Annotated in this window: 12 protein-coding genes; 4 read left to right on the top strand and 8 right to left on the bottom strand. The window is 60.7% G+C overall.

Annotation, left to right across the window (positions count from 1 at the left end; all coding sequences use genetic code 11):
- Positions 1 to 36: 36 nt before the first annotated feature.
- From MF268_RS07730 to MF268_RS07720, 3 genes are read right to left on the bottom strand one after another with little or no spacing between them, the layout of a single operon-like run.
- Entirely contained in the window at positions 37 to 1,368 is a 1,332-nt protein-coding gene (locus MF268_RS07730) for an FMN-binding glutamate synthase family protein (protein ID WP_238370326.1), read from the bottom strand.
- A complete protein-coding gene (locus MF268_RS07725) occupies positions 1,368 to 2,045 on the bottom strand; it encodes a GltB/FmdC/FwdC-like GXGXG domain-containing protein (RefSeq protein ID WP_238370325.1) in 678 nt (225 codons plus the stop codon). Before MF268_RS07725 ends, MF268_RS07730 begins: the two co-directional genes overlap by 1 nt.
- A complete protein-coding gene (locus tag MF268_RS07720; RefSeq protein ID WP_238370324.1) occupies positions 2,046 to 2,933 on the bottom strand; it encodes a class II glutamine amidotransferase in 888 nt (295 codons plus the stop codon).
- Between the two features lie 343 nt (positions 2,934 to 3,276).
- Between MF268_RS07720 and hemP the strand changes: the two genes are divergently transcribed.
- Positions 3,277 to 3,444 carry a hemin uptake protein HemP gene (gene hemP, locus MF268_RS07715; protein ID WP_088632735.1) on the top strand — a complete coding sequence of 56 codons (168 nt, stop codon included), beginning with the start codon at positions 3,277 to 3,279 and terminating at the stop codon, positions 3,442 to 3,444.
- Positions 3,441 to 3,971, top strand: coding sequence for a hypothetical protein (locus MF268_RS07710; protein WP_238370323.1), 531 nt, complete (start codon positions 3,441 to 3,443; stop codon positions 3,969 to 3,971). The genes hemP and MF268_RS07710 overlap by 4 nt, the downstream gene beginning before the upstream one ends.
- Before the next feature lie 126 nt (positions 3,972 to 4,097).
- Here the strand turns inward: MF268_RS07710 and MF268_RS07705 are convergent, their stop codons facing one another.
- The 3 genes from MF268_RS07705 to MF268_RS07695 all read right to left on the bottom strand — a co-directional run bounded on the left by MF268_RS07705 (position 4,098) and on the right by MF268_RS07695 (position 7,273).
- Positions 4,098 to 5,498 carry a TRAP transporter large permease gene (locus MF268_RS07705; RefSeq protein WP_238370322.1) on the bottom strand — a complete coding sequence of 467 codons (1,401 nt, stop codon included), beginning with the start codon at positions 5,496 to 5,498 and terminating at the stop codon, positions 4,098 to 4,100.
- Positions 5,498 to 6,127: a TRAP transporter small permease subunit gene (locus tag MF268_RS07700; RefSeq protein ID WP_238370321.1), complete on the bottom strand. Its 630-nt coding sequence runs from the start codon at positions 6,125 to 6,127 to the stop codon at positions 5,498 to 5,500. The genes MF268_RS07705 and MF268_RS07700 overlap by 1 nt, the downstream gene beginning before the upstream one ends.
- A gap of 129 nt (positions 6,128 to 6,256) precedes the next feature.
- Positions 6,257 to 7,273, bottom strand: a complete 1,017-nt coding sequence (locus MF268_RS07695) for a C4-dicarboxylate TRAP transporter substrate-binding protein (RefSeq protein WP_238370320.1) — start codon at positions 7,271 to 7,273, stop codon at positions 6,257 to 6,259.
- A 496-nt stretch (positions 7,274 to 7,769) separates the two neighbouring features.
- Here MF268_RS07695 and acs point away from each other — a divergent pair, with 496 nt between their 5' ends.
- Complete coding sequence (gene acs, locus MF268_RS07690; RefSeq protein ID WP_238370319.1) at positions 7,770 to 9,746, top strand: acetate--CoA ligase; 1,977 nt, start codon at positions 7,770 to 7,772, stop codon at positions 9,744 to 9,746.
- 4 nt (positions 9,747 to 9,750) lie between these two features.
- Complete coding sequence (locus MF268_RS07685) at positions 9,751 to 10,434, top strand: adenylate kinase (RefSeq protein ID WP_238370318.1); 684 nt, start codon at positions 9,751 to 9,753, stop codon at positions 10,432 to 10,434.
- Between the two features lie 46 nt (positions 10,435 to 10,480).
- On the opposite strand, the gene MF268_RS07680 is transcribed toward MF268_RS07685, so the two are convergent.
- Together MF268_RS07680 and MF268_RS07675 are read right to left on the bottom strand one after the other, a co-directional pair.
- A complete protein-coding gene (locus tag MF268_RS07680) occupies positions 10,481 to 11,146 on the bottom strand; it encodes a dimethylsulfonioproprionate lyase family protein (protein WP_238370317.1) in 666 nt (221 codons plus the stop codon).
- 210 nt (positions 11,147 to 11,356) lie between these two features.
- On the bottom strand, positions 11,357 to 11,842 hold the full coding sequence (locus MF268_RS07675; RefSeq protein WP_238370316.1) for a DUF992 domain-containing protein: 486 nt from the start codon (positions 11,840 to 11,842) through the stop codon (positions 11,357 to 11,359).
- Positions 11,843 to 11,872 lie beyond the last annotated feature (30 nt).

Raw genomic sequence — 11,872 nt, 5'->3', positions numbered from 1 at the left:
GGCTGCGGGCGGTCTGACGCCACCCGTCATGATGTTTCAGAAACCCTTTTTACCCGGATACCAGTCCGTCCCGGCGAGCGGGATCTGTGCCATGGCGGCGGCCTCCATGGTGAGGGCGCAGAGATCCTCGGGTTCGAGATTGTGCACGTGGTTCTTGCCGCAGGCGCGCGCGATTGTCTGGCATTCCAGCGTCATCACATTGAGGTAGTTGCGCAGACGGCGACCGGCCTCGACAGGGTCCAAACGGGCCATCAGTTCCGGGTCCTGCGTGGTGATCCCTGCCGGGTCGCGGCCTTCGTGCCAGTCGTCATAGGCACCGGCGGTCGAGCCGAGTTCCTGATACTCGGCCTCCCATTTCGGATCATTGTCGCCGATCGCGATCAGCGCGGCCGTGCCGATCGAAACCGCATCCGCCCCAAGCGCGAGCGCCTTGGCCACATCGGCCCCGGTGCGGATACCGCCGGAGACGACAAGTTGCACCTTGCGGTGCATGCCCAGATCCTGAAGCGCCTGCACGGCGGGACGGATACAGGCAAGGATGGGCTGGCCCACATGTTCGATGAACACGTCCTGCGTCGCGGCGGTGCCGCCCTGCATCCCGTCAAGAACCACCACATCCGCGCCCGCCTTTATCGCCAGCGCCGTGTCGTAATAGGGGCGCGAGCCGCCGACCTTTACATAGATCGGTTTTTCCCAGCCAGTGATTTCACGCAGCTCGAGGATCTTGATTTCGAGATCGTCCGGCCCGGTCCAGTCCGGGTGGCGGCAGGAAGAACGTTGGTCGATTCCAACCGGCAGATCGCGCATTCCGGCCACCCTCTCGGTGATTTTCTGGCCGAGCAGCATGCCGCCGCCGCCGGGCTTGGCGCCCTGACCCACGACGATTTCAATCGCATCGGCGCGGCGCAGGTCGTCGGGGTTCATGCCGTAGCGGCTGGGCAGGTATTGATAGACCAGCATCTCGGAATGGCCGCGTTCCTCATCGGTCATGCCGCCATCGCCCGTGGTGGTCGAAGTGCCCGCAAGGGTCGCGCCCCGGCCCAGCGCCTCTTTGGCATTGGCCGAGAGCGCGCCAAAGGACATGCCCGCAATGGTGATCGGGATTTTCAGCTCGATGGGTTTCTTGGCAAAGCGCGTGCCCAGCGTGACCGAGGTTTCGCATTTCTCGCGGTAGCCTTCGAGCGGGTAGCGCGAGACTGAGGCACCAAGGAACAACAGGTCGTCGAAATGCGGCACGCGCCGTTTAGCCCCGCCACCGCGAATGTCATAGATCCCGGTGGCCGCCGCGCGGCGGATTTCCGAGTTGATCTCGTTCGAAAAGGTCCAGGACTGCCGGGGCATGGTCCGGGGTGTGTGCTGGTCGCTCATCAATAGGCCCCCGCATTGTCGACTTTGAAATGATAGAGTTCGCGCGCCGAACCATAGCGTCGGAACTCTTCGGGTTTGGCGTCCATCCCGGCGCGCTGCAGCAGATCGGCCAGCAGGTCGAGATGTTCGGGGCGCATTTCCTTTTCGACGCAATCCGCGCCAAGCGATTTGACGGAACCGCGCACGAAAAGCCGCGCCTCGTAAAGGCTGTCGCCGAGCGCGTCGCCTGCATCGCCGAGGACCACAAGGTTGCCCTTTTGCGCCATGAAAGCGCTCATATGGCCGATGTTGCCGCCGACGACAATGTCGATCCCCTTCATGGAAATGCCGCAGCGCGACGAGGCATTGCCCTTGATCACGAGCAAGCCGCCATGCCCGGTCGCTCCCGCATATTGCGAGGCGTCGCCATCGACAATCACCTCGCCGGACATCATGTTTTCTGCGGCTCCTGGCCCAACCGAGCCTTTGACCGTGATCCTTGCCTGTTTGTTCATACCGGCACAATAGTAGCCGGCAGAACCGTGCAGCGTGACGTCGATGGGCGCATCAAGGCCAACGGCAACGGCGTGAGAGCCGCGCAGGTTCAGCACCTCGAATTCCGTATCGGTTCCGGCCGCGCCCTGAAGGGTGGCGTTGACCGCGCGCAGGTCGATGTCGTTCATGTCGAGGGTCTGCATTCAACGCTCCCAGAAATAGACAGTGGCGGGTTCCGGTTCCCAGATGCGGGCAGTGTCGATCCCGGGCAGATCGGCGAAAGCCCGGTATTCACTGGCAAAGGCCACGTAGTCGTCGGTTTCGGCCATCACGGCGGGTTTGCAGGCAATCGGGTCGCGGACCACGCCGAATCCGTTCTTGGTGCCCATGACAAAGGTAAAGAACCCGTCGAGATCCTTGAGCGTGCCTTCAAGCGCCTCACCCAGCGTGTCGCCCTTGGCGATGCGCGAGGAGATATAGGCGGCGCCGACCTCGGTATCGTTCTCGGTCTTGGTGACGAACCCGTCTCGGGCCAGTTGGCGGCGCATCTGGTTGTGGTTGGAAAGCGAGCCGTTATGCACAAGGCACTGGTCATCTGCCGTGGAAAACGGGTGCGCACCAAGCGTGGTGACGGCGGATTCAGTCGCCATTCGGGTGTGACCAATGCCGTGGCTGCCCTGCATCGCGCGGATTCCGAAACGATCGGCCACGTCTTTGGGCAAGCCGACCTCCTTGAAAATCTCCATCGCGTCGCCGACGCCCATGATCCGCAGGCCGCGCTCTTCGAGACAGGCAAGCCCTTCGTCCCGCTTGTCGCGCGGCAAGGTGATGATCGCGTGGGTATCGAGCACCTTGACCGGAACCGATGTGCCAAGCCGGTTGGTCAGGTCGTCCTGCGACCCGTCAAAGGCGGAGGCCGCGTCATCCGATTGCACGGTCACCTTGAGACCGTCGGTTTCATCGCCATAGATCGCGATTCCGGCAGAATCGGGGCCGCGATCGGTCATCGTTATCAGCATATCGGTCAGCATGTCGCCAAGCCGGGGGCGCAGATTTTCCTGTTTCAGGAAGAGCCCGACAATACCACACATTGTGTTCTCCATTCTGTCGCGCAGGAGCGCGGTCAAGTCGGGCATATGGGAAAATAATTTTACCTGCAAGAATATCCCTGTCGGGTGTCAGCGCAGAGGCGGCCAATTGCGGAATTCGCCCGAGCTTTGTGCAAAGCGCTCTTCCGGTCAGGTTTGTTGATGCCGATTGCCGCGCAGACAAGCCGGGTTTCGGCAAGGTTTCGCATTTCACGGATTTTCTCGATTCTCTGCGAAAAGAGTGGCTTGACTAACCCGACTAAAAAAGTCAGATTTAAAACATGTCCAGCCATCCCGGGCTTGCTCCTGGGTCAGCCCGATACCGCAACAGCAGGAGCATGAAACGATGCATACGCAAACCCAGACGCGCGACACGCAATACGGTGTTGCCCCTCTTCCCGTTCATGATGCGGCCGAGTTGACCGATGGCGGATCGCTGGCCCATATCCGGCTGGACGACCAGCTTTACACGCTGCGGATCACCCGCGCGGGCAAGCTGATCCTCACGAAATGACATCTGAAAACCTGACCGGCAGCGCCGCCGAGACACGCGCCCGCAACCGGGGCGGCGTAGCGGTGGGACATGTCGGCGACCTCGATCCGGTCGAAGCCGGCGCGGTGCTGTACCTGCGGCTGTGGAACAGCGGTCCGGAAGCGCAGGCCCGGGTCTGGAACGAATTCGCCCGGACACTGGGCGCAGCTCAGGGGCGGCAGGCCCTCAAGGCGCTGGAGAATATCATGCGGCTTTGCGCCCACTACGCGCGACGCCCGATTGTCCGGCACGATCTGAAATGCGCCTGCCTTGGCGCGGATGAAGCCTGTTTTGCCAATTTCATCGCGGCGGCCGGGCGCGGCGATCGCGAAGACGCGATGCTGATCGCAACTCTGATCGTGCGGGCCGACATGGCACCGTCGCTGACCGGGCTGGCGGAATCGCTGGGCCTTGCGCTGATGCGGATCGCCGCCTTTGAAGGGCTGACGGCGGAACCGGACGACCCGTTCCATTCGATGGAGATGGCAGCAGGCGCGCGCATCCATTGAATTGAACAGACATGTGAATTGAAAAAGGCGTGGGCTGCATCGCACCCCACGCCTTTTTTCATGTCTGGCGCTCACTAAAGAAACACGAAGGTTCCCCTGCCCCTTTTCCGGTGCGGCCCCGCCAGATTAACCGGCGAGACTTGGCAGATAGAGAACGATGGCCGGGAAAGCCACGAGCAAGCCGATGGTCACCGCATCCGCAAGGAAGAAGGGCATCACCCCCTTGAACACATCCTGAACGCTCAAGTCGTCGCGGACCCCGGCCACAACGAAGCAGTTGAGACCGATGGGCGGTGTGATCAGGCAGAACTCGGCCATTTTCACCACGAGGATCCCGAACCAGATCGCGCACATGGTGCCGTTCATGCCAAAGGCACTGTCAGCCGCCGAAACCATCTCGCCGCCGTTCAAGGCCATGACAGCTGGATAGACCACCGGCAGGGTCAGCAGCAGCATGCCGATTGCGTCCATGAACATGCCCAGCACCGCATAGGCCAGCAGGATGCAGATCAAGATCAGCATCGGCGACATCTGCAGAGAGGTGATCCAGTCCGCAAAGGCGGCAGGCAATTCGGCAAAGCCAAGGAAGCGCACATAAATGAGCACGCCCCAGATGATCGTAAAGATCATCACCGTGAGCTTCGCCGTTTCCAGCAATGCCGCCTTGAGTTCGGCCCAGCGCATGCCGCGATAAAGCGCCATCAGGAAGACGATGAATGCGCCGACGGCCCCGCCCTCGGTCGGTGTGCCCCAGGCATCGCCAAACGGGTTGTAGACAAAGAAGATGATGATCACGACCACGGCGACGATAGGCAGCGCCGGTGGCAGTGAGGCAAACCTCTGCCCCCAAGTGAAGCCGCGCACCGGCGGGCCGACGGATTTGAAAGTGACGGCGATGCCGATGATCAGGACGGCATAGACGATAGCCGAGAAGACGCCGGGCAAAAAGCCTGCAAGCAGCAGCTTGCCCACGTCCTGTTCCACGATGATAGCGTAGATCACGAGGATCGCCGAAGGCGGAATCAGCGAGGCAAGCGTGCCCCCTGCCGCAACGACGCCGGCGGCGAATTTCTTGTCGTACCCGACCTTGAGCATTTCCGGGATGGCGATACGGGCAAAGACCGCTGCCGTGGCGACGGAGGCGCCCGAAACGGCGGCAAAACCGGCCGTGGCAAAGACGGTCGACACCGCCAGCCCACCCGGCACCCATGCGATCCAGCGCTTGGCTGCCTCGAACAGTGCGGTTGTGAGACGCGCGTAATAGGCAAGGTAGCCGATGAGGATAAAGACCGGGATCAGGCTGAGCACCTGCGCCGAAACCTTGGAATGCGGCGTCAGACCGGCGATGCGAACCGAGATTTCAAGCGCCTTGCCAAACCGGGCGGGGTCGTAATCCATCCCGTTCCAGCGCAGCCAGACAAGGCCGACGAATCCAGCCATACCGGCGGCAAAGGCCACGCGCATACCCAGAAGGACCATGACCAGCAGCCCGCCGGTGGTCCAGAGACCGATATCGATAGGCTCCATCAGTCGTGCCCTTCCATAAGTTCCGCTTCGTGCATGGCCTGTTCCGCCACGCTGAGGTTGAGGGGCACCGCGACGGGGCGGTCGATGTTATAGATCAGCGCCCGGCCATAACCGACAATCTGCAACAGGAGCCGAAGCACCAGCACCGCGAAGGCGATTGGCACGACCAGTTTCGAGGGCCATGTGGGCAGGCCGATGTCGATGGAACTGTCCCGGCTGCAAAACGGGCGCGAGCAATCGAAGGAGCGCGCGAAATGGTCCCATGCCCCCCATGTCAGCGCGACGATCAGCACGAGGATCAGGATCACCGAGATCAGCTCGAACAGCCAGAGCACCCGGCCGCTGAGGTTGCCCACCAGCATGTCCATGCGGATATGGGTGCCGTCGCGCTGAACGTAGGAAATGCCCATGATCGCGATGATCGGCATCGCCGCTTCGATGTAGTCGATATAACCCATCATCGGCGCGCCGAAGAATTTGCGGCTGATCACCGAATAAGCGGCAAGGAACATCAGCGAAAAGATTGCGAGACCGCTCAGCAAGGCGCAGAACCGTTCGATGGGCAGCAAAGCTCTGTCCAGACGGCTCAAAAGGCTGGAGTCTTCAAGTACGGCGGCGCCACCGGCCATATCTCTGCCCCCTTATATTATCTGTGTTGAAAGCCATGTACCCGAGAGGTCATCACCACTCGGGTACTGGATTTGGAGACGCCCTGTTAAAGGCACTGCCCCCCGTTCGCAAGAGCGGGGAGACAAGGTTTAGTTGGTACCTTTGGCTTTCGCCAGTTCGGCCTTGACCAGATCGAGAAGCTCCTGACCGGGCAGGCCCTGCGCTTCGATATCCTCGACCCAAGCGGCTGCAATCGGATCGGCGGCCTGTTCGCGGAAGGCGGCAAGCTCGTCTTCGCTGATCATGACCTTTTCTACGCCTTTTTCCTCGAGCACGGTATCCCAGCGCTTGAGCAGCTCACCGTAGTTTTCGAGGTAGTAATCAATCGCCTCGGGCACGCTTTCGTCCAGCGCGGTGCGCTCTTCGTCCGAGAGCATTTCATAGGCGTCTATGTTGACCACCACCGGGCAGTTCACCGTGCCGGGGTTAAGGTTCGCGGTCCACCAGTCGGCCTGGTTGATCGTGCCAAAGGACAGGTGCGCGTGCTGAGCGAAGGCAACCGTGTCGACGACACCGGATTCCATCGCCTGATAGGCTTCGGAAGAGGTCACCGAGGTCGGCACCGCGCCGACTTTTTCAAAGGCTTCGCCAAGACCGCCGGTCGCACGGATACGCATGCCTTCGAATTCAGACAGCGTGGTGCGAGGCTCGCCGGTGCCGACGATGTTGTACTGCGGCATGGGCGAGGTCATCAGCAGCTTGGCATTCCACTGGGCCATTTCGTCCTGCACCGCCTGATTGGCGTAGACCGCGTTGGAAACCGCGACTTCCTGCTCAAGGTTCTCGACGCCGAGGAAGGGCAGTTCGAGCACGGTGATCAGGCGGTTCTTGTCCGGGTGATAACCGGCACAGAACTGTGCCATCTCAAAGGCGCCGATGGAGATGCCGTCGAGGTTTTCTCGGTTCTTCGAGAGGCCGCCGTAGCTGATGTTCATGGTGAACTCGCCATCGGTCTTTTCGCTGACCAGTTCCGCGAGCTTTTCGATATGCTCGGTAAAGGCGCGACGCTTGCCCCAGACCGACACATTCCACTCGGTCGCGGCCGCTTCGGTTGCAATTCCCATACCCAGCGCCGCCATTACGGCGCTTGTCATGAACTTGTTCATTGATTTTTCTCCCTTTTTCGCGGTCCTAAGATATCTCACATGCCGCTTGCGAGCGAAACTAGCTTGCACATCTCCGGTTGCCAAGCCCGAAGCACCGGGTTTTGTTGGATGAATGTCTTGCGTTAAGACGCTGAGTTGACGTGGCGACCGGCGGAATCCCGGCCTACCGACCTTTGGGCACGAAATGCCGCACCCCTGCGGATCGACCCTGCCCCCTGTCGCATCAGGGATTTACGTAGCAAACGGAGAATTCATTTACAGCCTTCGCCCTGTTAAAATTGGGAATTGAACGAAAGTTTTGCAAAAAGTTTACAAATACTGCACTGCAGAAAAAAATCCTTTACTGACAAATCGTTTCAGAACCGCCGCTTATTCCATTCTTTTCCAAGCGGGCTTATGATCCCCGCGAGGGGAGACGGCGCAGCCCGCGCGGGCGCGCAGGATCACACGAAGATTGCTGGCCGGAAAACGCGACAGCCAAAGGGAGGAGCTTTGAATGAGCGATACAATCCAAGCCGAACAAACGAAGTCCACGACCTATCCACCGTCCGACGAGATCGTCGCCAAAGCTCATGTGGATGCGGACAAGTATGACGCCATGTACAAGGCCTCGGTCGAAGATCCGGATGCCTTCTGGCGCGAGCAGGCACAGCGGATCGACTGGATCAAGCCGTTCAGCACGGTCAAGGACATCGATTTCACGCTGGGTCAGGTCAAGATCAACTGGTTCGCCGATGGCGCGCTGAACGTATCGGCCAACTGCGTCGACCGGCATCTGGAGACGCGCGGCGATCAGACCGCGATCATCTGGGAGCCCGACGATCCCAAGGACGACGCGCTGCATATCTCATACCGTGAGCTGCACGAGCATGTAGGCAAGATGGCCAACGTGCTGAAATCACTGGGCGTCGGCAAGGGCGACCGCGTGGTGCTCTACCTGCCGATGATCCCCGAGGCCGCCTATGCGATGCTGGCCTGCGCACGGATCGGCGCGATCCATTCCATCGTCTTCGCGGGCTTTTCACCGGACGCGCTTGGCGCGCGGGTGAATGGCTGCGACGCCAAACTGGTCATCACTTCGGATGGCGCGCCGCGCGGCGGCCGGGTGACCAACCTCAAGGACAACGTAAACCAGGCGCTGCGCAACGATTTCGATGATGTGAAATGCCTGGTCGTGCGCCGCACCGGGCAGCAGATCGCTTTCCGCTCGGATCTGGATTTCTGGTATCACGAAGAGGTCGAGAAGGTCTCGGCCGACTGCCCGCCGGAAGAGATGAATGCCGAAGATCCGCTGTTCATCCTTTATACCTCCGGCTCGACCGGGCAGCCCAAGGGCGTGGTGCACACGACGGGCGGTTACCTTGTCTATGCCGCGCTGACCCATGAGACAACGTTCGATTACCACGACGGTGATATCTACTGGTGCGGCGCCGACGTGGGCTGGGTCACCGGCCATACCTATATCGTCTATGGACCGCTCGCCAATGGTGCGACCACGGTGATGTTCGAAGGTGTGCCGACCTATCCGGATGCCTCGCGGTTCTGGCAGGTGATCGAAAAGCACAAGATCAACCAGTTCTACACCGCCCCCACCGCGCTGCGGGCGCTGATGGGTCAGGGCAACGACTATGTGACGAAATGCGACCGGTCCTCGCTGCGCATCCTTGGCACCGTGGGTGAGCCGATCAATCCCGAGGCGTGGAACTGGTATTACAACGTGGTCGGGGACGGGCGCTGCCCTATTGTCGATACGTGGTGGCAGACCGAAACCGGCGGCCACATGATGACCCCCCTGCCCGGCGCCCATGCGCTGAAACCCGGCGCGGCGCAGCGACCGTTCTTTGGCGTGCAGCCCGTGGTACTTGACCCGACCAGCGGCGAGATCGTCGAGGGCAACGGCGTCGAGGGCGTGCTGGCGATCCGCGACAGCTGGCCCGGACAGATGCGCACAGTCTGGGGCGATCATGAGCGGTTCGAAAAAACCTATTTCGCCGATTACAAAGGCTATTACTTCTCGGGCGATGGCTGCAAACGCGACGCGGATGGCGATTATTGGATCACCGGCCGGGTCGATGACGTGATCAACGTCTCGGGTCACCGGATGGGCACAGCCGAGGTCGAATCCGCGCTTGTCGCCCATTCCAAGGTCGCCGAGGCGGCGGTGGTCGGATACCCGCATGACATCAAGGGTCAGGGCATTTATTGCTACGTGACGCTGATGAACGGGGTCGAACCTTCGGACGAGCTGCGCGTGGAACTGCGCAACTGGGTCCGGCAGGAGATCGGCCCGATTGCGAGCCCGGACGTGCTGCAATGGGCACCGGGCCTGCCCAAGACACGCTCGGGCAAGATCATGCGGCGCATCCTGCGCAAGATCGCGGAAAACGATTTCGGCTCGCTTGGGGATACCTCGACACTGGCCGATCCAGCGGTGGTCGACGACCTGATCGAAAACCGACCGAACAAGGGATAGGCGGATGGATACAGCAACCCTGACCCGCCCCGCCGTCCTGATTTTGCTGGGGCCTCCGGGCGCTGGCAAGGGCACGCAGGCCCGCATGCTGGAAGACCGTTTCGGCCTTGTGCAGCTATCAACCGGTGACCTTTTGCGCGAAGCCGTGGCCCAAGGGACCGAAGCGGGCAAGGCCGCCAAGGCCGTGATGGAAGCCGGAGAGCTCGTGTCGGATGAGATCGTCATCAATATCCTGCGCGACCGGCTTAAAGCGCCGGACCTGTCGCGCGGAGTGATCCTTGACGGGTTTCCACGCACCACGGTGCAGGCCGAAGCGCTCGATCATCTGCTGGCGGAGACAGGACAGAAAATCGACGCGGCGATCAGCCTTGAGGTGGACGATGCGGCGATGGTCGAGCGGATTTCGGGCCGCTACACCTGCGCGAACTGTGGCGAAGGCTATCACGACAGCTTCAAGACGCCCGAGGTCGATGGTGTCTGCGACGAATGCGGCGGCACCGAGATGAAGCGCCGCGCGGATGACAAGGCGGAAACCGTGGCAAGCAGGCTTGAGGCCTATCACGCCCAGACCGCGCCGCTGATCGGATATTACCGCGACCGCGGCGTTTTGCAGGAAGTTGACGCGATGAAACCGATCAAGGACGTCGCGGGTAAGGTGCAGTCGCTGACGGCCGACGTGATTTCCTGACTGAAAGGCCGCGCCTTGTCCGGCGCGGCTTTTCCTTGACTTCCAGTTATTTCCCGGCGGTTTTGCGGGAGGGTGAGAATTTCATGCCCGGCGCGGAAAGCCGCTCTGCCGGGCCAACCCAGGCATAGGCCAGCAGGCAGGGATCAATGTCGCCCGTGGTGATGCGGTGCTTTTGATCCGTACGGTTCAGGATCAGCGACCCCGGTGCGTAGACGGCTGTATCGTTTTCCGACCACGCGCCCGCGATGGAGATGTAGCTTTCCTCGATTTCCTGATGGCTGTGCTGCGGATAGGTGGTTTTCGGCGCGAAGAGAACAAAGCCGAGGATCAGCGTGTCGTTGACGACCGGCCCCTTGGGTCCCACCACTTCGCAATAGGCGTATTTCTTTTCCAGCGTTTTGGGAAGACGTTCGTAGCCGTATTCCCATGTCAGCTGGTGCGAGACCCGCGACAGAGCCCGGCTCAGCCCGCGCATAACAGTCGTTTCGGCGAGATCGAAAGCACGGCCAAGGTGTTCGACCACAGGCTTGTTTTCCGGGTCGCGATGATGAAACGGCGGGTCACGGTCGAGAAGGCCGGCGATTTTCTCGCGTACACGTTTTCGATGGCTGCGCACCGGGCGACTGCCGCCCGCCGAGCCATGGCGATAGAGCGTGTCGAATTCGCGTAGCAGGTAGGTCCAGTTCGGGGCGCTGTGCAATTGATCTGTCATGCGCGGCTCTTATCGGAGAGAGATGACATGGCTCTTTGCCGGTTGCGTCACTGATTGCCTGTCCGCGACAGATTAAACCGGGGAATTTATTAAAATTAGCGCGATCGAGACCGCGATGAGCGGTCATTACAGAGGTCAAAAAACGACCGGCCCAGAAGGACCGGTCGTTCATTCAATTCTATGAATCGGGCGACGGAACCCGGCAGCAGTTTACTGGTGCTGCAGCGTCAGATCGGCGATACCCACCGCGAGGTTCAGACCATTCTGCGCATTCACGCTGATCGGCTGCAGGGCGATGGTTTCGTCAGAACCGCCAATTAGCACGTTTGCGCCAACGCCGACACCAACAGTCGCTTCGCCCGAGACACCGCCGTAGGAACCGCTCAGGGCACCTTTGCCGTAATCTTCGGTCGGAGCCAATACCAGCCAGCTCATCACGCCGTTCTGGGTCTTGCCGATGTCGATGCCATACCGGTTGATCGTACCGGTGTAATGTTCGTCTTCGGCACCTTCTTCAACCGGGTTGAAGGTGCAATCGAGCTCTTTCGAAGACCCGAACACATAGCCGGTGCCATCACCTACGTCGCAGCTCAGCGAACCGATTTCAGTGTGGTTGTTGTCCTGAGCCAGCGCAGATGTGCCTGCAAGCAAAGCTGCCGAAAGACCGATAGCGGGGATAAGTACCTTGTTGAACATATTCTTACCTTTCACTTTTCCAGATGAACC

Source organism: Heliomarina baculiformis, assembly GCF_019966545.1.
GTDB lineage: Bacteria > Pseudomonadota > Alphaproteobacteria > Rhodobacterales > Rhodobacteraceae > Heliomarina > Heliomarina baculiformis.
Note: the sequence above shows the minus strand (reverse complement) of the source record. Positions and strands in the feature narration are given on the sequence as shown.

Excerpts from the sequence above, each read along its gene's own strand:
- MF268_RS07730 (WP_238370326.1), bottom strand. The coding sequence starts at position 1,368 with ATGAGCGACCAGCACACACCCCGGACCATGCCCCGGCAGTCCTGGACC.
- MF268_RS07725 (WP_238370325.1), bottom strand. The coding sequence starts at position 2,045 with ATGCAGACCCTCGACATGAACGACATCGACCTGCGCGCGGTCAACGCC.
- MF268_RS07720 (WP_238370324.1), bottom strand. The coding sequence starts at position 2,933 with ATGTGTGGTATTGTCGGGCTCTTCCTGAAACAGGAAAATCTGCGCCCC.
- hemP (WP_088632735.1), top strand. The coding sequence starts at position 3,277 with ATGCATACGCAAACCCAGACGCGCGACACGCAATACGGTGTTGCCCCT.
- MF268_RS07710 (WP_238370323.1), top strand. The coding sequence starts at position 3,441 with ATGACATCTGAAAACCTGACCGGCAGCGCCGCCGAGACACGCGCCCGC.
- MF268_RS07705 (WP_238370322.1), bottom strand. The coding sequence starts at position 5,498 with ATGGAGCCTATCGATATCGGTCTCTGGACCACCGGCGGGCTGCTGGTC.
- MF268_RS07700 (WP_238370321.1), bottom strand. The coding sequence starts at position 6,127 with ATGGCCGGTGGCGCCGCCGTACTTGAAGACTCCAGCCTTTTGAGCCGT.
- MF268_RS07695 (WP_238370320.1), bottom strand. The coding sequence starts at position 7,273 with ATGAACAAGTTCATGACAAGCGCCGTAATGGCGGCGCTGGGTATGGGA.
- acs (WP_238370319.1), top strand. The coding sequence starts at position 7,770 with ATGAGCGATACAATCCAAGCCGAACAAACGAAGTCCACGACCTATCCA.
- MF268_RS07685 (WP_238370318.1), top strand. The coding sequence starts at position 9,751 with ATGGATACAGCAACCCTGACCCGCCCCGCCGTCCTGATTTTGCTGGGG.
- MF268_RS07680 (WP_238370317.1), bottom strand. The coding sequence starts at position 11,146 with ATGACAGATCAATTGCACAGCGCCCCGAACTGGACCTACCTGCTACGC.
- MF268_RS07675 (WP_238370316.1), bottom strand. The coding sequence starts at position 11,842 with ATGTTCAACAAGGTACTTATCCCCGCTATCGGTCTTTCGGCAGCTTTG.